Annotated in this window: 21 protein-coding genes, 2 tRNA genes and 1 pseudogene; 14 read left to right on the top strand and 10 right to left on the bottom strand. The window is 58.3% G+C overall.

Annotated features, from left to right (window positions below; translation table 11 throughout):
• The coding region (locus LA304_RS06575; protein WP_224502309.1) for a DUF5801 repeats-in-toxin domain-containing protein at positions 1–1,732 on the top strand (1,732 nt) is incomplete at its 5' end.
• A 350-nt stretch (positions 1,733–2,082) separates the two neighbouring features.
• Here the strand turns inward: LA304_RS06575 and LA304_RS06570 are convergent.
• The 9 genes from LA304_RS06570 to LA304_RS06530 form a co-directional block, all read right to left on the bottom strand.
• Positions 2,083–3,057: an N-carbamoyl-D-amino-acid hydrolase gene (locus LA304_RS06570; RefSeq protein WP_224502308.1), complete on the bottom strand. Its 975-nt coding sequence runs from the start codon at positions 3,055–3,057 to the stop codon at positions 2,083–2,085.
• Entirely contained in the window at positions 3,054–4,340 is a 1,287-nt protein-coding gene (locus LA304_RS06565; RefSeq protein WP_224502307.1) for a M20 family metallo-hydrolase, read from the bottom strand. The genes LA304_RS06570 and LA304_RS06565 overlap by 4 nt, the downstream gene beginning before the upstream one ends.
• Complete coding sequence (locus tag LA304_RS06560; RefSeq protein WP_224502306.1) at positions 4,337–5,605, bottom strand: diaminopropionate ammonia-lyase; 1,269 nt, start codon at positions 5,603–5,605, stop codon at positions 4,337–4,339. The genes LA304_RS06565 and LA304_RS06560 overlap by 4 nt, the downstream gene beginning before the upstream one ends.
• Before the next feature lie 22 nt (positions 5,606–5,627).
• The gene (locus LA304_RS06555; RefSeq protein WP_224502305.1) at positions 5,628–6,401 is read right to left on the bottom strand and encodes an ABC transporter permease; all 774 of its coding nucleotides are present in this window, start codon (positions 6,399–6,401) and stop codon (positions 5,628–5,630) included.
• Positions 6,401–7,264 carry an ABC transporter permease gene (locus LA304_RS06550; RefSeq protein ID WP_224502304.1) on the bottom strand — a complete coding sequence of 288 codons (864 nt, stop codon included), beginning with the start codon at positions 7,262–7,264 and terminating at the stop codon, positions 6,401–6,403. Before LA304_RS06550 ends, LA304_RS06555 begins: the two co-directional genes overlap by 1 nt.
• Positions 7,264–8,406, bottom strand: a complete 1,143-nt coding sequence (locus LA304_RS06545) for an ABC transporter ATP-binding protein (protein ID WP_224502303.1) — start codon at positions 8,404–8,406, stop codon at positions 7,264–7,266. The genes LA304_RS06550 and LA304_RS06545 overlap by 1 nt, the downstream gene beginning before the upstream one ends.
• Positions 8,406–9,473, bottom strand: coding sequence for a substrate-binding domain-containing protein (locus LA304_RS06540; protein ID WP_224502302.1), 1,068 nt, complete (start codon positions 9,471–9,473; stop codon positions 8,406–8,408). The genes LA304_RS06545 and LA304_RS06540 overlap by 1 nt, the downstream gene beginning before the upstream one ends.
• Before the next feature lie 130 nt (positions 9,474–9,603).
• Positions 9,604–10,512 carry a MurR/RpiR family transcriptional regulator gene (locus LA304_RS06535; RefSeq protein ID WP_224502301.1) on the bottom strand — a complete coding sequence of 303 codons (909 nt, stop codon included), beginning with the start codon at positions 10,510–10,512 and terminating at the stop codon, positions 9,604–9,606.
• 508 nt (positions 10,513–11,020) lie between these two features.
• A tRNA-Ser gene (locus LA304_RS06530) sits at positions 11,021–11,110 on the bottom strand.
• 379 nt (positions 11,111–11,489) lie between these two features.
• On the opposite strand from LA304_RS06530, the gene LA304_RS06525 reads away from it, so the two are divergent.
• The 10 genes from LA304_RS06525 to LA304_RS06480 all read left to right on the top strand — a co-directional run bounded on the left by LA304_RS06525 (position 11,490) and on the right by LA304_RS06480 (position 19,304).
• Positions 11,490–12,290: an SPOR domain-containing protein gene (locus tag LA304_RS06525; protein ID WP_224502300.1), complete on the top strand. Its 801-nt coding sequence runs from the start codon at positions 11,490–11,492 to the stop codon at positions 12,288–12,290.
• A gap of 55 nt (positions 12,291–12,345) precedes the next feature.
• Positions 12,346–13,506, top strand: a complete 1,161-nt coding sequence (locus LA304_RS06520) for a D-alanyl-D-alanine carboxypeptidase family protein (protein ID WP_224502299.1) — start codon at positions 12,346–12,348, stop codon at positions 13,504–13,506.
• 30 nt (positions 13,507–13,536) lie between these two features.
• Positions 13,537–14,151, top strand: a complete 615-nt coding sequence (tmk, locus tag LA304_RS06515) for a dTMP kinase (RefSeq protein WP_224502298.1) — start codon at positions 13,537–13,539, stop codon at positions 14,149–14,151.
• Positions 14,148–15,293, top strand: coding sequence for a DNA polymerase III subunit delta' (locus LA304_RS06510; protein ID WP_224502297.1), 1,146 nt, complete (start codon positions 14,148–14,150; stop codon positions 15,291–15,293). The genes tmk and LA304_RS06510 overlap by 4 nt, the downstream gene beginning before the upstream one ends.
• A gap of 44 nt (positions 15,294–15,337) precedes the next feature.
• Positions 15,338–16,126: a TatD family hydrolase gene (locus LA304_RS06505; RefSeq protein ID WP_224502296.1), complete on the top strand. Its 789-nt coding sequence runs from the start codon at positions 15,338–15,340 to the stop codon at positions 16,124–16,126.
• Positions 16,123–16,923, top strand: a complete 801-nt coding sequence (locus LA304_RS06500) for an MBL fold metallo-hydrolase (RefSeq protein ID WP_224502295.1) — start codon at positions 16,123–16,125, stop codon at positions 16,921–16,923. The genes LA304_RS06505 and LA304_RS06500 overlap by 4 nt, the downstream gene beginning before the upstream one ends.
• Positions 16,923–17,861, top strand: a complete 939-nt coding sequence (locus tag LA304_RS06495) for an AEC family transporter (RefSeq protein WP_224502294.1) — start codon at positions 16,923–16,925, stop codon at positions 17,859–17,861. Before LA304_RS06500 ends, LA304_RS06495 begins: the two co-directional genes overlap by 1 nt.
• 80 nt (positions 17,862–17,941) lie before the next feature.
• Positions 17,942–18,292 (top strand): hypothetical protein, encoded by a 351-nt coding sequence (locus tag LA304_RS06490; RefSeq protein ID WP_224502293.1) that lies wholly within the window; start codon positions 17,942–17,944, stop codon positions 18,290–18,292.
• 29 nt (positions 18,293–18,321) lie between these two features.
• Positions 18,322–18,756 carry a c-type cytochrome gene (locus LA304_RS06485; RefSeq protein WP_224502292.1) on the top strand — a complete coding sequence of 145 codons (435 nt, stop codon included), beginning with the start codon at positions 18,322–18,324 and terminating at the stop codon, positions 18,754–18,756.
• A gap of 113 nt (positions 18,757–18,869) precedes the next feature.
• Entirely contained in the window at positions 18,870–19,304 is a 435-nt protein-coding gene (locus LA304_RS06480) for a c-type cytochrome (RefSeq protein ID WP_224502291.1), read from the top strand.
• A gap of 202 nt (positions 19,305–19,506) precedes the next feature.
• Here the strand turns inward: LA304_RS06480 and LA304_RS06475 are convergent.
• Positions 19,507–19,593: transfer RNA gene (locus LA304_RS06475), tRNA-Leu, on the bottom strand.
• A gap of 256 nt (positions 19,594–19,849) precedes the next feature.
• Between LA304_RS06475 and lipB the strand changes: the two are divergent.
• The 3 genes and pseudogenes from lipB to ctaD all read left to right on the top strand — a co-directional run.
• Positions 19,850–20,503: pseudogene (gene lipB, locus LA304_RS06470) on the top strand (lipoyl(octanoyl) transferase LipB); the annotation flags it as partial.
• A 118-nt stretch (positions 20,504–20,621) separates the two neighbouring features.
• Positions 20,622–21,092: a c-type cytochrome gene (locus tag LA304_RS06465; protein ID WP_318010677.1), complete on the top strand. Its 471-nt coding sequence runs from the start codon at positions 20,622–20,624 to the stop codon at positions 21,090–21,092.
• A gap of 329 nt (positions 21,093–21,421) precedes the next feature.
• Positions 21,422–23,113, top strand: a complete 1,692-nt coding sequence (ctaD, locus tag LA304_RS06460; RefSeq protein ID WP_224502289.1) for a cytochrome c oxidase subunit I — start codon at positions 21,422–21,424, stop codon at positions 23,111–23,113.
• The last annotated feature ends 82 nt before the right edge of the window (positions 23,114–23,195 follow it).

Genomic DNA, 23,195 nt, shown 5'->3' with positions numbered 1-23,195 from the left:
CGACAATGACGACGACACCGACAGCGACTCCGCCGATGTCGATCTCGGCGGCAACTTCGGCATCGGCGACGATGCGCCCAAGGCCGATGTCACAGATGGCGGGACGGAGCCTGATGCGGTGTATCTGTTCGATGGCAACACCACCGTCGAGGGCAATTACGAAGGTGCGGATGGCACCGGTTATCCGACCGGTGACGCCACCGCCGATCAGGACCCGACCTCGGTCACCGTGGGCTTCGCGGGCGCCTTCGACGACGACCACGCCTTTGGCGCCGATGGCGAGAAGGCCGGCGGCGGGACAAGTACGTCCTACAGCCTCGTCCTCACCCCCGTCCTCGGCAGCGACGTCATGCTCTATGACGGCACCACCGACAATGTCGCCTCCAGCGGCGGCGTCGATCTGGTCTGGGCAGAGGTCAAAGACGGCGAGACCGTCATCGGCTATGCCGCCGTCACGGACGATGACGCGGAGACCGAGATCTTCAGCATCACGGTCAACAGCTCCACCGGCGAAGTGACCTTTGATCAGTCCGGCGTGATCGATCAGCCCCTGGACGACAACGACCCTGTCACACAGGACATCCTGATGCTCTCCGACGGCCAGGTCGCCATCCGCCGCAGCGACACCATCACCGACAATGACGACGACACCGACAGCGACTCCGCCGATGTCGATCTCGGCGGCAACTTCGGCATCGGCGACGATGCGCCTTTGATTTCGCCTGATGATGGAGGAACACTTGATGACATTCCATCACTAGACTTCATTGCTGGTGAGAGTGAGACCGTGGATGAGGACATCTCTTACGGTGCGGACGGCGGCGGAACCTACATCATCACATCGGTGAGTGACGTAAATACCGCAGCGGACACAGAGCTTGGGACGATCACCTCGGAGATCTCAGATGACGACCTCACTGTGATCTACAAAAGCAGCGCTATCGATGCGATTGATGGCGATGGCGCAGATCAGGATGGCCGGTTCCTACAGATCACTATTGACCCAGAGACAGGAGATTACACGGCAACGATGTTGGCGAGTCCGCCTCTACGGCCGGTTCCGTTGCTCGAAAATGCAACGACACCCGGTGGTCCGGTTGAAGAATACACACCACCCGCTCCAGCGGATTTTGTGACTTTCGATGGCTTCACATACACCGACTGGGACGGTGACGGGACGAGTTTGAAAGACCAGTTTGACACATTTGGTGACAACGAAGGCCCCGAGCAATCCGCGGAGAGCAATGAAGATGTAAACATTGACTCCAACGGCATTGGACTTGAGAACGCCATGATGAATGAAGGCGAGGGTCTACTGCTCGATTTTGACCCGGATGACCCCGTCGCCGGGCTCACGATTTACTTCGCGGGCGCGACCGGCGGATTGCAGTCGTTCAACATTCATCTCGAAGCATATGACGAGAACGGAAATCTCGTGGGTGAACCTGTGACTGTTGAAATCATCCCAGCGAAGGGTGGTAAAAATGCAGTTGCCTCGTACACCTTCACTGCCGAGGACGATTTCACGGAGCTTTATATGTCTACAGACCTAGAAGGCAATGACGGCATCCGAATTCCAGAGATCGTTGCCTTCACCTATGCCGAGATTGATGACCTGGAAGGGACCGTCAATGTTCAGTTGTCCGATTTCGACGGCGACACCGATACAGGGAGTTTCGACTGGTCAATTGACGGCGACTTGGATGGGTCAATCACTGTCCCGACCGTTTGACATCGGCATCGATGGTTGTGTCTGGCGAATTCAGACCAGTCTCCTGACGGACAGGAGCGCTGCCCATGATACCGTGTGGAGACCGCGCCACTCAGCGAGAGCGGCGCGGTTCAATATGAAATATGGTCTTAAGCATAGGCTGAGCTCTACCTTGAACAGATTGTCCGGAGACGCATGGAAGATGACGAATTTCCAAGGCGGACAGTGGGGGTCAAACGGAAGAGACCAACTTCGGGCATCTTCACGTCCAAGTCTCTCAACCGACTCCACTTGACGACACACCAAGGGACAGAACATGGAAAAGGTGCCCTGCGCACAGCGCACCTTTTCATACTGGCCAAAGCGTCGGGTTATCGCGCTTCGAACACGCTATTTTCGGTAACTTCCGCGCGTAATTTGTCACGCGTATCCGCCCCCTCACATATCGGGCCGTAATCGCCCGGCTCACGGTGGAGTGCGAAGTTGAATACATTCTCGCGCAGCTCTTTGCAGCGATCCAAGTCAATCTCTGCCGTCGCTATCTCGTCACCAAGCCCTTGGGTCATCGCGATGATCTCGCCTGTGGGCGCGATGATGCAGCTTCCGCCAATCAGATCACAACCTTCTTCACGTCCGGCCTTGGCCGTGCCGACCACCCAGCAACCGTTGGCATAAGCCCCCGCCTGCATCGAGAGGTGGTTGTGGAAGTCCTGAAGATGGTCGTGCTCTGGCGCCTGCGGATAGTGCACGGGGGTATTATAACCCAACATGACGAGCTCCGCTCCGCGCAACCCAAGCACCCGGAAGGTTTCGGGCCAGCGCCGGTCGTTACACAGGCACATGCCGAGCTTGCCGCCCATCGCCTCATGAACTTGGAAGCCCAAGTTGCCATGTTCGAAATAGCGCTTTTCGAGGTGCTGGAACGGGCGCCAGTCTTCCTGCTGAAAATGGCCGGGCAAATGGATTTTGCGGTATTTTCCGACGATTTCGCCCGTCTCATCGACGATGATCGAGCAATTGTAACGATGCCGCACGCCCTCTTCGACGACCTCTTCTGCGTAGCCAAGATAGAACCCCATGCTCAACCGTTTGGCGGTATCGAACAGAGGCTGTGTCTCCGCGTTCGGCATTTCCGTCTCAAAAAAGGCGGCAAGCTCGTCCTCGTCTTCGATCATCCAGCGCGGGAAAAACGTCGTCAGCGCCAACTCCGGAAAGACGATGAGCTTCACACCGCGCACATGCGCCTGTTCCATCAAAGCAACCATACGGGCCACGGCCGAAGCGCGGGGTTCATCGCGTGCGATCGGACCGAGCTGCGCGGTGGCGACAATCATTTTACGGCTCATGAGGGGATTCCTTGTGCTGTGGCGGGCTGTTGTCGGTCAGGTAGGATTTGCTCCGGCCCGGCCTGCGCCAAGACGACCTTGGCCAGAAGGGCGACCCCTTTGGCGATTTGATCCGGCGCGGTGTATTCGTTGATATTGTGACTGATGCCATCTCTCGACGGCACGAAGATCATCGCGGAGGGGCAATGTGGGGCAAACATCTGTGCGTCATGGCCCGCCCCCGACGGCATCCTGCGGGACGCGAACCCAAGTTCTGCTGCGCCCTGCCCTATGCTTTCGATCAAGTCACGATCGAAAGCGACCGGTTCGAAACGGGCGAGGCTTTGACGGCTGATGGTGCAGCCTTCCGCTGCCGCGAGCGCCTCTGCCTTGGCAAACAAACGCGCTTCGGCTTTTTGCAGCACCCCCTCCGAAGTGTTACGCAGATCGACCGTCAAACGGGCTTCTTCTGGCACGACGTTCACGAGATCCGGCGCAAAATGCATGCGACCCACGGTGGCTACCTGCGGGGCGCCAAAGTCTTGAGCGATGGCGCGCGCTTCAATCGCGATCCCTGCGGCAACGACACCCGCGTCGTGGCGCATTGGCATCGGCGTTGTCCCCGCGTGGCAGGATTGACCGGAGATCGCGAATTCTGACCACGAAATGCCCTGCACACCCGTGACAACGCCAATGTCGAGGCCTTCGGCCTCAAGGACCGGCCCCTGTTCGACATGGAGTTCGAGATAGGCTGAGGGTTTGAGCGCACCGACGGGCTCGTCACCCCGTGCGCCGATCGCGTCCAGTGCCTCGGAAACACTCATGCCATCGATCCCGACAGTCGCCAGCATTTCGGCAAGATCAAGTTCGCCCTGCGCCACGCCAGAGCCCATCATATCCGGCTGAAAGCGCGCGCCCTCTTCGTTGGTGAAGAAGGCGACAGCTACGGGGCGTTCGGTCTGAACACCTGCGTCGATAAGGCTTTCGATCACTTCAAGCCCCCCGAGCACGCCAAGGTTGCCATCGTAGAGACCGCCGGTGCCCACGGTGTCGATATGAGACCCCATCACGATGGGATGCTCCGTGCTCCCGTGCCGGTCCGGCCGGATGGCCCAAGTGTTGCCGATCACGTCAGTATGAACCTCAAGTCCGAGCGTATGAAACCAACCGGTGACAAGCGCACGACCGGCCTTGTCTTCTTCACTGAGCGCAAGACGTTTACAGCCGCCATTTGGGAGAGCGCCAATTTTCCCGAGTTCGAAAATCCGCGCCATGAGGCGGTCGATTTTGATCGCAACGCTCATGCTATGACATCTCCACGAACTTCGGCGGCCGTGCGGCCCACGAGCTGTTCATAGAGCTCGGGATCGCTGTCGCCCTCTGAACCGAAGACCAGCACACGGCTGTCCGCGCCGAGGCCGATGGCCTGCGCCGCCTCTGGGTATGCCGCGACCGCGATACAGGCCGCGAGACCAGCAACGGCGGACTCGCCCGCGACAATCGCCGGATCGTTTCCGGTTTGCGAGGCTAGCATCTTCATCACGCTGACCGCATCCGCGTCTGCAACGGACACCGCCGCACATGCGAGCGGCTTCAACACGTCCCAAGCCAAGAGAGAAATCTCGCCGCAGGCCAAGCCCGCCATCAGCGTATCGAGATCGCCCTCAACCGCCGTCGGAGTGCCGTTGCGCAGCGTTTCAAGCCAGCAGGCGGATTTGTCGGGATCGGCAAGAATGATTTTAGGAGCCTTCTCCGCGCCATAGCGCCGACGCAACTGAGCAGCGACAGCCGCCGCCGCGCCCCCTACTCCGGTTTGCAAGAAGACGTGGGTTGGAGGCTCAAAACTTCCATCGGCAAGCTGATCAGCCGCCTCGGCCGCCATAATCTCATAGCCTTGCATCACGTTTTTCGGGATTTCCGTGTAGCCTTCATAGGACGTGTCGGAAACCACGAACCAGCCTTCTTCACGCGCCGTCTCGTCGGCCTCGCGCACACTTTCATCGTAATTGCCTGCGGTGCGACGGACCTCTGCCCCGAAGCTCTCAATCGCACTCTTGCGCCCCTCGGAAACAGTCGCGTGAATAAAGATCACGCAGTTGCAGCCGAAGGTTTGCGCGCCCCACGCAACTGAGCGCCCGTGGTTGCCATCTGTCGCACAACAGACGGTGATCCCAGCCAAGATATCCTTGTAAGTGCCGCCCAAAATCTCCTGCACGCTCGGTTCAGGCGCTCCGGTTCTGGCGGAGATTTCCGACATGATAAGCCGAAGCACCGCATAGGCGCCACCGAGCGCTTTGAAGCTTCCGAGGCCGAAACGCCCACCTTCGTCCTTGTAATGAAGGCTGGCCAAGCCGGCGTCTTTGGCCATCTCAGTCAAGGCCAGAAGCGGCGTGGGCGCGTAACCGGGCCATGCCGCAATAGTCTCTTGCGCCGTCACAAAGTTTGCATCGTTTAGAACAGCGGCCTGTTCAGGTGTGTAATCCACGTCCGGCGCATAGTGACGGTTGAACACAAGCTCGGAGATAGAGCTATTGCCAAGCGCATTGGTGAATTTGATCGTATCAGTCATGGGATCTTCCAAAAAAAATGAGTTAGGCTTTTGAGCCCGAGCGCCGTCGGATGGCTTCCGCCAACACGACAAGCGCGATGTTCCCGAACACGATCAGCACAGCGAGCGCATTCAGACTTGGGGAAAGGTTGAACCGGAAATCCGATGCCACGAGGACGGAGAGCGGCTGCTCGCGCCCACTGAGGAAGGCGGTGAGGACATATTCCGAAGAGGACAGCACAAACGCGATGACCCAAGAGGCCAAAAGCCCGTTACCCATGAGCGGCAGAACCACGCGGCGAAAGCTCGACCTTCCTGAAGCGCCGAGATCAGCTGCCGCTTCGATCAGTCTGCGATCTAGACGGATTAGCACGGAGGCGATGATCAGCGTAGAGAACGGCAGGATGATGATCGACTGGCCTGCGATCACAGTCCACAGCGAACGGTCGACACTCACCTCTTTGAACAGGATAAGCTGCGCCACCGCGAGGATCAAACGCGGCACGAGGAACGGCAGCAGCAGCGCAGCTGCGAATAGCCCCCTCCAACGGACCGGATAGAACACCAGCGCGAGGGCGGCTGCAGCTCCGAACAACGTCGACAGGATCGCCACAGGGAAGGCGACGAAAAGCGTCGTCAGGAACCCGCCGCCCAAACGCGCGTCCGACAGGATGTCGGCATACCAGGCAGAAGTCAGCCCGCGGATCGGAAATGCCATGACATCGGCGTCATTGACCGAGAAGAGCAGGATCATCGCAATCGGCAGGTACATGAACCCGAAAACCAGGTAGACCCAGAAGGTTGCAACACGTGTCATCACACATCCTCCGCAACGAGGCTGGAGCGGCGAATGGCCAAAGCGCCGAGGCCGAAACAGAGCATCAGGATAGAGAGCATGGTCCATGCGATGGCCGATCCGAGCGGCCAGTCGAATGCCGTCCCGAACAGATCGTTGATTGCCGAAATGATCGTGATGCCGGATGCACCGCCCAAGAGCTGGGGCGTGAGATAGTCACCAGCGACCATGACAAATACCATAAGCCCACCCGCAACGAGACCCGGCACAGTCAGAGGCAGGATCACCCGCAGGAACCGTGCGTGGGTCGGCGCCCCGAGATCGGCAGCCGCTTCGAGCCATCTATCATCAAGACTTTCGAAGGCGAGCCACAGCCCGATCACCATGAACGGCAGATAATTGTAAGTCAGTGCGATATGCGTGGCCAAAGGGCTGAACAGCAGACCGGAAAGTGGTTCATCAATCACATTGAGCCACATCAGGCTGCGGTTGATCGCGCCCTCTGCACCGAGAAGAACACGCCATGCGAAAATTCGGATCAGATCGCCCGAATACAGCGGGACGAGCAGCAAGGTGAGCAGAGTCGATTTCGCGGCGTGAACACGTTTGGCGATGAACCATGCGACGGGATAGGCTATGACCGCCGTGAGCGCGACCACGAGCAAAGCGGAGCCAAAAGCCCGCGCGATCAGGCTTCGATAGGTTTCCGAGCCCGCGATTTTGGCATAGTTGGCCAGCGTCAGATCGTGAGAGATGGTCACGAAATCGACCTGAAAAAACGAGTAGGCCAAGAGGATCAGCAGAGGCGCGCAACATAGTGCGATCAGCGCCGCGACCACAGGCAGCGCCAACCAATCCCCGACAGATAGGATCGAGCGCCGCATTACGCCGCTCCTGTCTCTGAGAGTGTAGCAACACGCGGATCGGCAGCAGCGGCCCAGACTTTAGACGTGTCGAACGCCAAGATGACGTCATCGCCAACCGCCGGCGGCGTATCTCTGTGGAGGACCTGCACAATCTGGTCTCCGCAGTCGCATTCCAACAACCAGTCGGAGCCGCGGTAAACCTGATGAACCACGCGGGCTTTCAGGGTGGCTTTGCCTTCTGGCTCTGCTTGCACGACGGAAACCTGTTCCGGGCGCAGACACAGCACAGCTTTGCCCCCCATGCTCAAAGATGGCACACTCGGCACGGTGAAAGTCCCAAAGGCAGACTTCAACACGACATTTGTCTCTTCGCGCACTATCACATCCGCAGGAATGCAGGCAGCACCCCCAATGAAATCAGCGACATAGGCGGTTTCGGGTTGCGCATAGATGGCCTCTGGAGAACCCTGTTGTTCGATGCGACCATCGCGCATAACGATGATCTGGTCAGAGAGCGCAAAGGCCTCTTCCTGATCGTGGGTCACATGCAAAAAGGTCATCCCCAGACGACGTTGCAGGTCTTTCAACTCGATCTGCATGTCCTTGCGCATCCTGCGGTCCAGAGCAGAAAGCGGCTCATCCAGAAGCAAAAGTCGGGGTTCATTGACAATGGCCCGCGCCAGAGCAACGCGCTGCTGTTGTCCGCCAGACAGCTGGCGGGGACGACGGTCGGCCATGGCCTCCATCTGAACGGTTTTCAGCGCGTCCATTGCAAGGGCTTTGATCTGGGACTTCGCCACGTCGCGATAGCTCAGGCCGAAGGCAACGTTTTCCAGCACGGACAGATGCGGAAACAGCGCATAGTTTTGGAAAACTGTGTTGATCGGACGCTGGTTGGCCGCAGTTTCGTCGAGACGATTGCCATCGAGAGACAGGGCGCCGGAGCTAACACTCTCGAAACCGCCAATCATGCGCAGGATTGAGGTCTTGCCGCAGCCGGACGGCCCGAGAAGCGTCACGTAGCTATTCTCTGAGAGAGCGAAATCAACGCCACGCACAGCCTGAACTGTGCCGTAGGTTTTGGTTAGTTTGAAAGCCTCGAGAAGCGGGCGCGCAGAGCGCCCGCCTCCTTCCAACTTTCGCGAGGAACGCGATGTCATTAGCTGGCTTTCACTTCATTCCACAGGGCAACCCACTCGTTGTAACGCGGCGGGTTCTGCTTCCAGACGAAGTTGTCCATCACAGAAAGATCTTTGATGAAGATTTTGTCCTGTTCTTCTTCGGTCAGAAGATCACGCGCAGCGGAGGTCGATTGCGCATAGGGGCCACCGACCGCGAGCATCTTGCCGTATTCCTCGCCGAGCAGGTAGTTCACCAACTCAAACGTGGCATCCAGACGCGCGCCAGAGACGCCTTTTGGCACAGCGATGGTGTCGCACCAGCCGATCACACCCTGTTTCGGCTTGGCCATGCCCATCTCGATGCCTTTGGCTTTCAGGTCGTAATACGGCGGCACCCAGGAGAACGCGCAGACCACTTCACCTGTCGCGAACAGGTTGGTCAGATCACCGATGGAGTTCCAATAAGTCCGAAGCTTGCTCTTCTGGATCATCAGAACCTTTTTGATTTCAGCGAGCTGTTTGTCATCCATATGGAACATTTCGTCCTCGGGAATCCCGAGATACATCGCCGCAATCATGATGCCTTCGAGGGCATAGTCACGCATCGCGAGCTTGCCGTTATAGGCGTCCCCCTCGAAGAAAACGGACCAATCCGGCTCTTCGTCCATCAGGTCAGCGCGGTAAACAATCGGGTTGATACCCCAGTAGAACGGAATCCCGTAGGTCTCACCATCGACTTTGCCGAGCGACGTCGCTTTGAACGTGTCGTAGAGCAGTGCAGCATTCGGCACTTTTTCGAAATCGATCGGCTGAAGCAGATCGGAGGCTGTGTAGTACTCAACTTTGTCGAGGCCCGGTGTGATCAGATCGACCGAGGAGGCGCCGCCGGCGCGCAGCTTGGCGAATTGTTCATCGTCGGTTCCGATAAAGGTCTTCGTGATGGAAATGTCGCGGCTGTCGAGGAAGGGCGCGAGGTAGTCATCCTTGGCGAGGTTTTCCCAGGTCATCCAAAGAATGTCGGTGCTGGCAATGGCACGGGCAGCGGGGCCGAGCGCGCCGAGCGCGGTCCCCGCCATGGCGGATTTGATAAAGTCTCTGCGAAGCATTTGGAATCCTTTCGAACGTGGAAGAAAGAGGAACGTAATCTCTTCCAAGTTCTATTTGTGAAATTAGTATTTCATCAAAGAAATTTTCTGAAATACTTATTTCACAACAAAATTCGCTGAATTTCTGCGCCTATTGATCAGAGGTTGACGGAAAATCAGGCAGACCCTGCACAGAGACACCAGGGCTCAGGTCATCTACACGCTCATGCAGGCGTTCGATTCCAGCGAGCCTTTCTTTCAATTCCGCGCCCTTTATCGCGACCAGCCGCGCGCAGAGATGGTTGATCAGACTGATCGGCACGACCATGCTATCGAAGATACCCGCCCCTTTGTTCTGGCACCGCAAACACACCGTGGCATCTGCGCCCGTTTCTCCAAGCGTTGGATCGCTGATCATTATGACGGGGGCCCCCGCCTCCCGCGCGATTGTCACGATCCCACCGAGAACGCGCGGCCGTCGCCGCATCGCCATGACCAAAACGACATCATCGGAACGAAGGCTGGCCAAATCCTCTCCCAAAGACGCCCCAGCATCGCGAGGCAGCAGATGGACGTCTGACGAGAAATTCAAAAGCAGCATGTGAGCGTATTGCGCCAAAGCGCGCGAGTTGCGGTATCCGACGATCCAGACGCGACGCGCCTGCGCGAGATATCCGACGGCCTCCTCAATCTGAGATACATCGATCGTTTCAAGTGTGCGCGATAGGTTCTCGCTATCCTGCGCAACATGATGATGGAAATCTCCCTCCTGCTGCGGCGTGTCCTGAAGATGCTCGAACGGAGACCCCCATCCGGCTTTGCGCCTCGAATGGAGTCGTGCTTCGTTGTAAGTGCTATATCCCAACCGGCGGAAAAAACGCGCAGCGGTTGCCGCAGACACCCCTGCGGTATCAGCGAGCTCCGCAGCTGTATAGCTCGACAGAGAGCTTTGCGCCCTCAACACAACCTCGGCCAGTTGCTTTTCGCGGGGGGTCAGCTTCGCGTAGGCATTCATGATCCTTTCGTCGATCTGCATGTCCTCGTGATGTTCTTTTTCCAAGACACCCGCTCCTTCTTATCTTTTGCGTCCCGCAAGTTGGCATCGCACTACACAACTCAGACCTATCATAACGCCTTTTTCGGCTACTTCATCTGGTAGCACGCCTGAAAAATCCAATCACAATGACCCATTGGCGATGTATTTGCACGCATCGCGCTTTGATATGCCTCCTGTGATACCATCACTTGCAGCATGAAATACAGACCATCAGGCAATGTCAGACAAATTCGAACTCGCGCCAGGAGAGAGCTTGGCTGCCGTGGTTTTCGCACACAGACCGCGCCACTCAGAGAGAACGTCTGCGCGGGTCATCTTGAAATTTATAAAAAGGGAAGGTTGGGGTCGCGGCACGCGGATACGAGGCGGCGACATTACTCGCATGCCGGATTTTCCTGACACCGCATTCAGGGAAGCTCATTGCCTCAGGTCCAGACACTGCTTTGCAACCAACGGAAAAGTCGGAGGACATCGAAGCCATTTACATCTGGGAATTTGAGACCAGGGGTAATGGCGGAGGCTCAGGGATTCGAACCCTGGGAGGACTTTCACCCTCGTCGGTTTTCAAGACCGGTGCATTCGACCACTCTGCCAAGCCTCCGCGTAGCGACGACCTTTACCCCCCTCGTTTCGATTCTGAAACCCATCACATGACGGAACGCGCATGTTGTTGGCAAGACAGCTGCTTGGGCCTCGCTCCCGCGCGCGACTTGCCGAATTTCGCGCAATCCCCAAAGCGGGGCTTTCCTGCCTTTCGTCAAACCGCTAACATACTTCGAAAGCCGCCTTCGCCTGCACACAACAATCAGGCGATCCAAGCGGCAAAAGGCGAGCAGCAACATAAAATAACGACCCCCACGCAATATGCAAAAGGGGACCCAAGGGGCAACATCATGCGATTTTCTGGACCGGTACCGCGCCTGGCACTCATGTTGACCACAGCGCTAGTTCTGAGTGGGTGCGAGAGCGGACAGTCGTTCTTGGACAGTTTCAAATCTCCGCAAACGACCTCGAGCGAGGTCACCACAACCACTGGAAACGTGATCGAGCGCGATGTTGAAGCGCCCGAAGTTTTTGAAGTCACCGACAGAGGCCTCTGGGACGGACGTCCGTCTCTCGGTGGTGTCTGGGTTGCCCATTCCGACGTGACAGATCCGGAACGGGTCATCATCCGGAATACGAGCAACGGCAACTTCGTGATCGGCGCCCTGTTCAAACGTGAATCGACGTCACCCGGGCCAGGCATTCAGGTCTCGTCTGATGCCGCCGAGGCCCTTGGTCTGTTGGCCGGTGCGCCTGCCGAACTGAGTGTGATCGCATTGCGCCGCGAAGAAGTTGTCGAAGAAGTTCCTGTCTCGATTAATGAAGAGCCTGCCATCGTCGACACCATTGAAGACTCTGAAGCGATCGAAACGATGACGCTCACGGATCCGATTGCGGATGCTGCTGCGACGCTTGATGCGCTCGAGACCCCCGCGGCAACTATGCCGAAGCCGAAACCGACCGCACCTGCCCCCGCCCCCGCGCAAACAGCACCGGCGACGCCTCTCTCCAAACCGTTCTTGCAAATCGGGATTTTCTCCGTCGAGGCCAACGCCAAACGCACGGTCGAAATGCTCGGTTCCCAAGGGCTTGATGCCGAGATCAAGGCCGGCGAGAGCAATGGCAAAGCCTTTTGGCGCGTGATCGTGGGCCCCGCGACAACGAGTGCCGAACTCAAATCTCTTCTCGAAAAAGTGAAGCAGACGGGCTTCACGGACGCCTACGCTGTGACGCATTAACACCGCGACGCCACGCCCAAGACCTGTAGATAAAGAAAGGACGCCCCGCTTCACCATGCTGCGCCTCATCCTTCACAGCTTCGCCCTCATCCTTGCCCTCGCACTGCCTGCATCCGCGTTTGAAACGCGCGCGCGGGCTGTTTGGGTTTATGACATGAGCACTGATACGGTTCTGATGGACAAGAATGCACAGACGCCCCTGCCGCCGGCTTCCATGTCCAAGCTGATGACGCTGAACATGCTGTTCGAGGCGCTGCGCGACGGACGCGTTACACTTGATACGCAATTCTCTGTGTCTACCCGAGCCAAGAACATGGGCGGCTCCACGATGTTTCTCAACGAAATGGACCGTCCGACCGTTGAGGAACTCATTCAGGGCATCATCGTTCTGTCCGGCAACGACGCCTGCGTGGTCGTGGCCGAAGGCCTCGGTGGCACCGAGGACAACTTTGCCCGCCTGATGAATGACCGCGCGAAGGCGCTAGGAATGGACAACTCGACCTTCGCGAATGCCTCTGGCTGGCCCAACCCGGGGCAACGCATGTCGATGGAAGACCTCGGGCGGCTCGCAATCCGTCTGATTTCCGAATTCCCCGAATATTACGGCTATTTCGGTCAGCGCGAATTCCCATTCGACAACCGCGCCCCGCAGAACCGCTTTAACCGCAACCCGCTCCTGAAACTCGGGATCGGCGCGGATGGCCTGAAAACGGGCCACACAGAGGAAGCGGGTTACGGTCTCGTTGGTTCCGCAACGCAGGGCACGCGTCGCATCGTCTTCGTGATCTCGGGACTCACAAGCGAGGCAGATCGCGCACAGGAAAGCGAACGTATCGTCAACTGGGCCTTCCGCCAGTTTGCAGAGAAGACCATTGCAGACGAAGGCCACGAATTTGCCCGCGCCCGCGTCTGGATGGGCAGCGAAACGGAGGTTGGACTCGTCGCGTCTGAGGACACCACGATCCTCCTGCCGGGGGCCCAGCTTCAGGAGCTTGAAGGCGAGGTCGTCTACACCGGCCCTTTCGAAGCCCCTATTGCAGAAGGCGACGTTCTTGCCGAGCTCGTTATCCCGCGCGACGGTTTGCCGGAAGCGCGTATCCCGCTCGTTGCGGACCGGTCTATCGGGCGCGGCGGCTTGGCTCCGCGCTTGCGTACGGCCGCTCTGGTCCTTAAGGACAAATTGGAGGGACAAACGGGATTGCCCGTGTCCGAATAACGCTACGACAGTGGAGGCAACGGGCACGGTATGTTCATCAGTTTCGAAGGTATCGACGGCTCCGGCAAATCCACTCAGGCGCGGCTCCTCGCCGAGACCCTGCGACAGGCAGGCCGCACAGTGATCCTTACACGTGAACCTGGCGGATCGGCGGGTGCAGAGGAAATCCGGTCTCTGGTGCTTGAGGGTGATCCGGATCGCTGGTCTGCCGAGACAGAGCTTTTGCTATTCACCGCCGCCCGCCGCGACCACTTAGAGAAAACCATCCGCCCTGCGCTGGCCCGTGGCGAGATCGTTATCTGCGACCGCTTCGCCGATAGCACCCGCGTTTTTCAGGGCGCAACCCGTGGCGATCTGCGGGCCAAGGTCGATCTCCTCCACGCAGAAATGATCGGCATTGAACCCGACATGACGCTCCTCTTTGATATGGACCCTGCCGTCGGGCTGAAACGAGCGAAAGGCCGTCAAACAAGCGAAGAGCGCTTCGAAGATTTCGGCCTCGATTTCCAAGAGAAATGCCGCGCTGCGTTTCTGGCGTTGGCGGATGCCTATGATCGGTTCACGGTCATCGATGCAGCGCGTGACATGAATGTCGTAGCCGAAGACGTCGCGTCGCAGGTTATCGCGAGGCTCGAAACCGTATGAGTGGTCTCGGGGAAATGGACTTTGCACCGGAGGCCGATTGCGCGCCAGGTGCCCCGCATCCGCGAAAGACGACCCGGCTCTTCGGGCAGGACGAGGCGCAGGACGCCTTTCTCGATGCGTTCAACTCTCACCGGATGCATCACGCTTGGCTCATCACCGGACCGCGCGGGGTTGGCAAGGCGACGCTCGCTTGGCGTATCGCGCGCTTTCTACTCGCGCAGCCCGTGGATGCGGACGACGGGGGGCTGTTTGGTGAGGCCCCTCCTCCACCGACCTCGCTCGAAATAGGAGAGGACCATCCGGTTTACCGGCGCTCCGCCCAATTGGCCGAACCGCGCCTCTGCCTGATCCGCCGCGCGTGGGATGAGAAGAAAGGCCGCCATGGCACGGGGATTTCTGTTGAGGAAGTCCGCAAGCTCAACAGCTTTTTCCATATGTCAGCTGCCGATGGCGGACGGCGTGTGGTGATTGTCGACAGCGCCGACGAGATGAACGTCTCTGCCGCGAACGCCCTTCTCAAAACTCTAGAAGAGCCGCCGAAGCATGCCGTGCTCCTGCTGATTTCGCACCAGCCCTCCCGCCTTCTACCGACTATCCGGTCGCGTTGCCGCGAATTGCGCCTTGGGCCATTGGAGCCGAACGATCTCGCGCGCGCGCTCGAAGGGGCCGGGTTTGATGCCGCCGATCACTCGGCAAGCCTCGCGGAATTGTCCGCTGGCTCCGTCGGTGAAGCGCTCCGATTGACCAACGCCGGTGGTCTTCACGCCTACCAAGATCTCATCGCACTCTTTGCGACGCTCCCCCGACTTGATCGTAGTCGCGCGCTCACGCTCGCAGAGGCTTGCGTCGGCGCGGCGAATGCAGATCGCTACACGCTCACCATTGATCTGATCGAACAGTTTCTGACCCGCCTTGCACGCACCGGCGCCGGTCGCCCGCCGCAGGTCGAGGCCGCATCGGATGAAGTCATGCTCCTGAACCGGCTGTCTCCCGACGGCTATGCGGCACGTGATTGGGCAATTTTGCAGCAGGAGTTGACCGCACGCGCGCAGCATGCCCGCGCCGTCAACCTTGACCCTGCGGCGCTGATCCTTGATATGGTATTTAAAATTAACGACACCGCGAGCCGCCTGAGCAGGTAAATGGCGCGTCGGCAAATTAGAACGCCGTAAAACAAAGAGACCGCATGAGCCTCCCCCTCATTACCGACAGCCACTGCCATCTGGATTTCCCCGATTTCGCCGATGAACTCCCGGACGTCATTGCGCGCGCACTTGATGCAGGCGTGCACCGGATGGTGACGATTTGCACACGGCTGCGTCAGGTCGATCAGGTGAGAGCCATCGCGGAGGCCCACGCCCCAGTCTTTTGGGCGGCGGGCACGCACCCTATGTCGGCGGCAGAGGAACCGATGGCGACTGTCGAGGAATTGGTGGCCCTCGCAGACCATCCAAAGTTTGTGGCGATTGGCGAGAGCGGCCTCGACTATCACTACACCGCCGAAAGCGCGGAAGTGCAGAAAGAAAGCCTGCGCATCCACATCGCCGCCGCGCGGGAAACGCAGTTGCCGTTGGTCATCCACGCCCGCGCTGCAGATGACGACATGGCCGCGATCCTCACCGAAGAGTATAAGGCCGGCGCCTACCCCTGCGTGATGCATTGCTTCTCCTCTTCCAAAGAGCTGGCAAAGGCGGCGATTGATCTCGGGTTTTACCTGTCGATGTCCGGCATCACAGCTTTTCCAAAATCCGGAGAGCTGCGTGATATTTTCCGCGAGGTGCCCAAAGACCGCATTCTCGTCGAAACAGACAGCCCATACCTCGCCCCGCCGCCCCATCGCGGGAAGCGGAACGAACCCGCCTACTCCGCCAAGACCGCGCTCAAAGCCGCCGAGACGTTCGAGATGGACTACGCGGATTTTGCTGCACTGACCGAAGCAAACTTTGACCGCCTTTTCACAAAGGCGAAACTGTGAGCGCGCGCTTTACCATATTGGGCTGCGGCTCCTCCGGTGGCGTGCCGCGCATTGGCGGGCTCTGGGGGGCATGCGATCCCGAGAACCCTAAGAACCGGCGGATGCGCTGTTCCGCGCTCGTGGAGCGCGATGGACCGGACGGGACGACCACCGTTCTGATCGACACCGGACCGGACATGCGCCAGCAACTCATTGATGCAGGCGTCACCCGTCTCGACGGGGTGATCTATACCCACCCACACGCCGATCACGTCCACGGTCTCGACGACCTTCGCCAGATCGTTTTCAACATGCGCGAACGCGTGAAAGTCTGGGCCGACTCTGAGACGGAGAACGATTTGATTTCCCGTTTTGGCTATGCGTTTGTGCAGCCGGAGGGGTCGAACTATCCGCCCATTCTCGAATTGATGGCCATCCGCGGGCCTGTGACCGTCACCGGTCCCGGCGGTCCGATCACGTTCGAACCTCTACAGGTGAACCACGGCCAGATCAATGCAAAGGGCTTTCGCATTGGTGATCTGGCCTACATTCCGGATGTGCTGGCAATGCCGGAGGAGACCCTGTCGAAACTCGAAGGTCTCGACACGTTCGTCATCGACGCGCTGCGCTACACCCCACATCCAAGCCACGCGCATCTCGATCTTGCTCTTGAGTGGATCGCGCAACTTAACCCTCGACGTGCGGTTCTCACGAACATGCACATCGACATTGATTATGAGACGGTGTTGGAGGAGACCCCGGATCACGTGACCCCTGCCCATGACGGCATGGTCATCGAGATCACAGGAGATCTATAATGCAGGCCCTCATTGAGGTCGTCCTCCCGGTATTCCTCGTCATCGGCTACGGCTACATCGCGCGCAAGATGGGTTGGGTGAGCGACGAGCTCGTTGATCACGTCATGAAGTTCGCCCAGAATTTTGCAGTGCCGCTGCTCCTGTTTGCTGGCATCGCGCGGATGGATCTCGGAGAGAACTTTCACCCTCCGCTGCTGATTTCCTTTTACACGGGCGCGCTCTCGGGCGGGTTGATGTGTTTTCTGGGCGCACGGTATCTCTTTAAACGCGAGTTGACGGATTCCGTGGCGATCGGGTTTATCGGCTTGTTTTCCAATTCACTGCTTCTCGGCATTCCGATCACCGAGCGGGCCTATGGCACCGAGGCGCTGAGCTGGAACTTTGCCATTATCTCCATCCACTCCCCCCTCCTCTACGGCATCGGGATCGCAGCGATGGAGATTGCGCGCACCCGTGGAATGGGCCTTTCCGGTTTCGGATTGATCCGGCAGATCGGACGTTCTGTCCTCCGCAATCCGCTCATCCTCGGGATTGCTGCGGGTTGGATCGTCAACATCGCCGCAATTCCAATCCCCGCCCCCGCGTGGGACGCCGTTCTCATGGTCAATCGCGCCGCCATTCCTGCCGCTCTTTTCGGCCTCGGTGGCGTGTTGCTCCGCTACAAACCCGAGGGCGACATCCGGATCATCCTCTGGGCCGTTGCAGCCTCTCTGATCGTTCACCCAGCTATCGCATTCGGGCTAGCACATTTCGCGTTTGATCTGGACATCGGCCCTCTCCGGTCCGCGACCCTGACGGCGGCGATGGCACCAGGAGTGAACGCTTATCTCTTTGCGAACCTCTACGGCGTCGGGAAGCGGGTCGCTGCGTCCTCGGTTCTTATCGGCACCGCAGGTTCAATTCTAACAATCTGGCTCTGGCTCTCGATCCTGCCCTAGCCGCGCTAGAGTCACACGACATGGAGTTGACGCCACAAATATCGCGCACGTATCCTATTTTTCCGTGAAAGGAGCTTCGCGTGCAACGATTTGTTATCCTCATGCTCATCGGAGCCATGGCCCTGCTTTTCGGACCGCGACCGACGCAGGCACATGAAATGGTCGGACATGCGATGACAGTTGAAACATCGGCCTCGCTTCACGCGACCTGTTCGGACTGCATAGAGCAGATGCACATCGACGCTTCGGGCGGACACAACTGCCCCCATGGTGGGATCTGCGCCATTTTTACCGTCGTGGGCGAAGCCAACGGAGCCGTCTGCCGAACCCTGCGTCCCGTTCGCTTCCACACCGAAACGTCAGGACAGGCTTTTGCCCGTTCTCCAAAGCTCGACCTCCCCCCACCCCGTATCTGGGCGACTAAGTTCTGAGCCCCTTAAATCCTGATACGGAAAGACCCATGAAAAAATTTATTCTGCCCCTTGTTGGTGCCGCTGCACTGGCTGCAGGTGCGTATGTCGCTCTGAAACCCGAGCCAGCACCGCTCGCCCTTTCCTCGAAACCAGCCGAGGGCGCACCGATCGTCGACGTCGTCTTGCCCGACGCACTCTCCGCAAACGCTCAAATCGGCAAACGCGCCTTCGACGCTGTCTGCGCGGAGTGCCATGGCGAGAATGCGGCCGGTCGCGAAGCTTTCGGGCCGCCGCTCGTCCACATCATCTACGAACCGTCGCACCATGGCGACATGTCCTTCGTCATGGCCGCCCAAAGGGGTGTTCAGGCACACCACTGGCGTTTCGGCAATATGCCTCCGCAAGAGGGCGTGACGCCGGCGGACGTGAAAGCCATTATTACCTACGTGCGCGAACTCCAGCGGGCGAACGGTATCAACTGACGCACATGAACTGAAGAAACGTGAGTGCGCATGACGCCGACATTCGACTCGCCCGTGCGCTTTCACACCCTACTCTTGAGACAACAGCCAATCGCAAATCGGGAAACACCTATATGAAAATGAACTTGTTGGCCGCCTGCCTCGCCGCCACAGCAACCGCCGCCCTCGCTCACGGAGGCGTGGAGAATCCTGCCGTCCTCGCGCGTATGGACAGCATGAAAACTATTTCCGAGCAGATGAAGACGCTCTCCGAGACAGTGAAAAAGCAGCGTGAATTCGACGCAGATGCTCTGAACGCTGCCATTGCTGTGATTGAGACAGAATCCGGAAAGACTGTGTCCCTTTTCGAAGCCGAAGAAAGTGACCCGAAGAGCGCCGCACTTCCCACGATCTGGGAGGACTTCGATGATTTCTCGGAGAAGGCCGATGCACTCACTCAGGCGGCTGCAAAATGGAGCGGCAACATCGTTTCAGAAGATGACACCCCGATGGCCCTCGTCGATCTCGGGACGACCTGCAAATCCTGTCATGATGATTATCGGGACTGATCGCGATTGGCGGCACTCACCTGTAGTTCCGCCAATCCTATCGCAGGACTGAACACCGCCAAGCATTAGGGGCTCGTGATATCGGCCAGCCTGCCGAAATGCTAAGAACACTCAGCGCAAGCGGCTCAACATCTAAATTTTCTATGATTACCAGATCGTTAAGCCCGCAGGCTTTCTTCTTCATATCTCTCTTGGGAGAGATTGGTGCGGTCGAGAAGACTCGAACTTCCACGGGAGTTACCCCACAGCGACCTCAACGCTGCGCGTCTACCAATTCCGCCACGACCGCACTGTCTTGACTTGGTGAGGGGGTATTTAGCGAAGCGGTTCGGGGAAGAAAAGAGGAAAAAGCAAGAAAGTTCATTTTTTTTCACGACCGCATTTTTCATGGGAAAAGAGCGGATTTTTCGGCGCGTCCTGTGGAATTGCGCGCCACAAATGCTGAAGCACGCTGCGATTCATAAGACGCATGGAATAATAGGCCCCTGCCCCTTTTCGCGCGACCTCGGGAGAGGTAGAGCTTTGGCACGACAAACCGGAGGTGCGAGATGGTCGAGTGGAAAATCACCGAGGGGCTGACCGATTACGATGAAGCCGTGGCAACGATGGAGGCCCGTGCGGAAGCCATTGCCAAAGGCGAGGCTGAAGAACTCGTCTGGCTCGTAGAACATCCGCCGCTCTACACTGCGGGCACCTCTGCCAAGATCGAAGACCTCGTCGATCCGGACCGTTTCCCTGTCTACGAGAGCAAGCGCGGCGGCCAATACACTTATCATGGACCAGGGCAGCGCGTCGCCTATGCGATGCTTGATCTCAACAAGCGCGGAAAAGACGTTCGTAAGTTTGTTGCCGACATGGAGGCCTGGGTGATTGCCGCTCTGGCCGAGTTCAACATCAAAGGCGAGCTTCGCGAGGGTCGTGTCGGCGTTTGGGTGGTCCGTGACGACAAACCACTGACCGTGACCGGCGCAAAGGCCGAGGACAAAATTGCGGCGATCGGACTGCGCGTGCGCAAATGGGTGTCTTTCCATGGTGTCTCGATCAATGTTGAACCGGACCTCGACCACTTCACTGGCATCGTCCCCTGCGGCATCACGGAACACGGCGTGACATCGCTCGTTGATCTCGGCCTCCCCGTCACGATGGATGACGTGGACGTCGCTCTGAAACGGGCCTTTGAAGAGGTTTTCGGGGACTAGAGCGGCGCATTGACGCAGGAGGCAGGAAGGATACCATCTGCGACAATGGTATACTGGAAACGCCCGAGAATTACACTATTGTGACGACGGATACATGACTCCAGGGAGACACCACCGCATGACCAAATTCTTTGCCCTCACAGCCGCCGCCCTGATGGCAACTTCTACGGCCGCCTTCGCAAGTGACCCTGAAGCCGGCGAAAAAGATTTCCGCAAATGCAAATCCTGCCACGTGATCGCAGATGGCGACAACGTCATTCAGAAGGGTGGCAAAACGGGCCCGAACCTCTATGGCGTCGTCGGTCGCCCGGTTGGCCACGAAGACGGCTTCAAATACAGCGACGGCATGCTGGCCGTTGGTGAGACCGGCATGGTCTGGACCGAAGAGCTGCTGACCGAATACGTCGCAGACCCGACTGCGTTCATCGACACCCACGGCGGCTCCGGTCGCTCCAAAATGACCTTCAAGATGAAGGACGGCGCAAACGTGATCGCCTATCTCGCATCTGTTGGTCCGGCACCGATGGAAGAAGCCCCGATGGAGGAGATGGAATCCGAGGAAGCAGGTGAAGAGGCCGCGTCCGAATAAGAACGGACATCCGAGGACGAAAATTCGAAACGCCACTCCTATCGGGGTGGCGTTTTTCTTTTGCGGTGCAGGCCCTTCGCTCTTCCGAGGCCTCTAACCGACAGGACCGAACCAGTTTCGCGTGTGACACCGTAACGAAAATGTGGATTTCAAGCCGAGCCCTACATTTTTCCGGTAACAATATGCGGCAAATTGTTGCTCTCCGCTTCGTGACCGCCTAAAACAAATTCCAATTCCGCCGTTTGACGCTCGCTCAAAGGGCACGGTAGGAACACGCATAAATCGCGATACAAACGCACTAAGACCACGCACTTATTCGGGAGGACCGCATGGCAGACGCAGCCATTCACGGCCACGAGCACGAGGACAACAGAGGGTTCTTTACCCGCTGGTTTCTGTCGACAAATCATAAAGATATCGGGATTCTCTACCTGATCACGGCTGCCGTGGTCGGGTTCATCTCGGTTTGTTTCACCGTTTACATGCGCCTTGAGCTCATGGAACCGGGTGTTCAGTTCATGTGTCTGAACGAGGCCGGCGAATCCGCTGCACGCCTCCTCTCCGGCTTTGGTGCCGAAGATTGTCACCCGAACGGCCACCTCTGGAACGTCATGATCACCTACCACGGCGTTCTGATGATGTTCTTCGTTGTGATTCCCGCGCTGTTCGGCGGCTTCGGCAACTACTTCATGCCGCTGCAGATCGGCGCTCCGGACATGGCATTCCCGCGCCTGAACAACCTGTCTTACTGGCTCTATGTTGCTGGTGTGGCTCTGGGTATCGCTTCCCTGTTCGCTCCGGGCGGCAACAACCAGCCAGGCTCCGGTGTGGGCTGGGTTCTCTACCCGCCGCTTTCCACGTCTGAAGGCGGTTACTCCATGGATCTCGCGATCTTCGCCGTGCACGTTTCCGGTGCGTCCTCGATCCTCGGCGCGATCAACATGATCACCACCATGCTCAACATGCGCACCCCGGGCATGACCCTCTTCAAGGTGCCGCTGTTTGCCTGGTCGATCTTCGTGACCTCCTGGTTGATCCTTCTGTCCCTGCCGGTTCTCGCAGGCGCGATCACCATGCTTCTCACCGACCGTAACTTCGGCACGTCCTTCTTCCAGCCTGCTGGCGGCGGCGACCCGATCCTGTACCAGCACATCCTCTGGTTCTTCGGTCACCCTGAAGTGTACATCGTGGTTCTGCCGGGCTTCGGTCTGATCTCCCACATCATCGCCACCTTCTCCAAGAAACCGGTCTTCGGCTACCTGCCGATGGTCTGGGCTCTGATCGCCATCGGTGTTCTCGGCTTCGTCGTGTGGGCACACCACATGTACACGGTCGGCATGTCCCTGACCCAGCAGTCCTACTTCATGCTGGCCACCATGGTCATCGCGGTTCCGACGGGTGTGAAGATCTTCTCCTGGATCGCAACCATGTGGGGCGGCTCCATCGAGTTCAAGACACCGATGCTCTTCGCATTCGGCTTCCTGATCCTCTTCACCATCGGTGGTGTGACGGGCGTCGTTCTGTCCCAGGCTGGTGTGGACCGCGCTTACCACGACACCTACTACGTCGTTGCGCACTTCCACTACACCATGTCCATGGGTGCTGCCTTCTGTATCTTCGCAGGTATCTACTTCTACCTCGGCAAGATGTCCGGCCGTCAGTATCCGGAATGGGCAGGTAAGCTTCACTTCTGGATGTTCTTCATCGGTGTGAACGTGACCTTCTTCCCGCAGCACTTCCTTGGCCGTCAGGGTATGCCGCGTCGTTACATCGACTATCCGGACGCATTTGCGCTTTGGAACAAAGTGTCCTCCTTCGGTGCACTTCTGTCCTTCGCATCCTTTGTCTTCTTCATCGGCATTGTGATCTACACGTTGCTCAAAGGTCGCCGCGTGACCGAGAACAACTACTGGAACGAATATGCTGACACGCTGGAATGGACGCTTCCGTCCCCGCCGCCGGAGCATACGTTCGAAACGCTTCCGAAGCGCGAAGACTGGGACAAAGGCCACGCGCACTAAGCGCAGGCTCCAGTAAGAGATAAAGAAAGGCTCCGCTCCGGCGGGGCCTTTTTCTTTGGCCTACGTCAGCCTAGAATACTGT

This window comes from Celeribacter litoreus (genome assembly GCF_020165855.1).
GTDB lineage: Bacteria > Pseudomonadota > Alphaproteobacteria > Rhodobacterales > Rhodobacteraceae > Celeribacter > Celeribacter litoreus.
The sequence above is the reverse complement of the archived record's forward strand: the minus strand, read 5'-3'. Positions and strand labels throughout refer to the sequence as shown.

Excerpts from the sequence above, each read along its gene's own strand:
- LA304_RS06570 (WP_224502308.1), bottom strand. The coding sequence starts at position 3,057 with ATGAGCCGTAAAATGATTGTCGCCACCGCGCAGCTCGGTCCGATCGCA.
- LA304_RS06565 (WP_224502307.1), bottom strand. The coding sequence starts at position 4,340 with ATGAGCGTTGCGATCAAAATCGACCGCCTCATGGCGCGGATTTTCGAA.
- LA304_RS06560 (WP_224502306.1), bottom strand. The coding sequence starts at position 5,605 with ATGACTGATACGATCAAATTCACCAATGCGCTTGGCAATAGCTCTATC.
- LA304_RS06555 (WP_224502305.1), bottom strand. The coding sequence starts at position 6,401 with ATGACACGTGTTGCAACCTTCTGGGTCTACCTGGTTTTCGGGTTCATG.
- LA304_RS06550 (WP_224502304.1), bottom strand. The coding sequence starts at position 7,264 with ATGCGGCGCTCGATCCTATCTGTCGGGGATTGGTTGGCGCTGCCTGTG.
- LA304_RS06545 (WP_224502303.1), bottom strand. The coding sequence starts at position 8,406 with ATGACATCGCGTTCCTCGCGAAAGTTGGAAGGAGGCGGGCGCTCTGCG.
- LA304_RS06540 (WP_224502302.1), bottom strand. The coding sequence starts at position 9,473 with ATGCTTCGCAGAGACTTTATCAAATCCGCCATGGCGGGGACCGCGCTC.
- LA304_RS06520 (WP_224502299.1), top strand. The coding sequence starts at position 12,346 with ATGCTGCGCCTCATCCTTCACAGCTTCGCCCTCATCCTTGCCCTCGCA.
- tmk (WP_224502298.1), top strand. The coding sequence starts at position 13,537 with ATGTTCATCAGTTTCGAAGGTATCGACGGCTCCGGCAAATCCACTCAG.
- LA304_RS06510 (WP_224502297.1), top strand. The coding sequence starts at position 14,148 with ATGAGTGGTCTCGGGGAAATGGACTTTGCACCGGAGGCCGATTGCGCG.
- LA304_RS06505 (WP_224502296.1), top strand. The coding sequence starts at position 15,338 with ATGAGCCTCCCCCTCATTACCGACAGCCACTGCCATCTGGATTTCCCC.
- LA304_RS06495 (WP_224502294.1), top strand. The coding sequence starts at position 16,923 with ATGCAGGCCCTCATTGAGGTCGTCCTCCCGGTATTCCTCGTCATCGGC.
- LA304_RS06485 (WP_224502292.1), top strand. The coding sequence starts at position 18,322 with ATGAAAAAATTTATTCTGCCCCTTGTTGGTGCCGCTGCACTGGCTGCA.
- LA304_RS06480 (WP_224502291.1), top strand. The coding sequence starts at position 18,870 with ATGAAAATGAACTTGTTGGCCGCCTGCCTCGCCGCCACAGCAACCGCC.
- LA304_RS06465 (WP_318010677.1), top strand. The coding sequence starts at position 20,622 with ATGACCAAATTCTTTGCCCTCACAGCCGCCGCCCTGATGGCAACTTCT.
- ctaD (WP_224502289.1), top strand. The coding sequence starts at position 21,422 with ATGGCAGACGCAGCCATTCACGGCCACGAGCACGAGGACAACAGAGGG.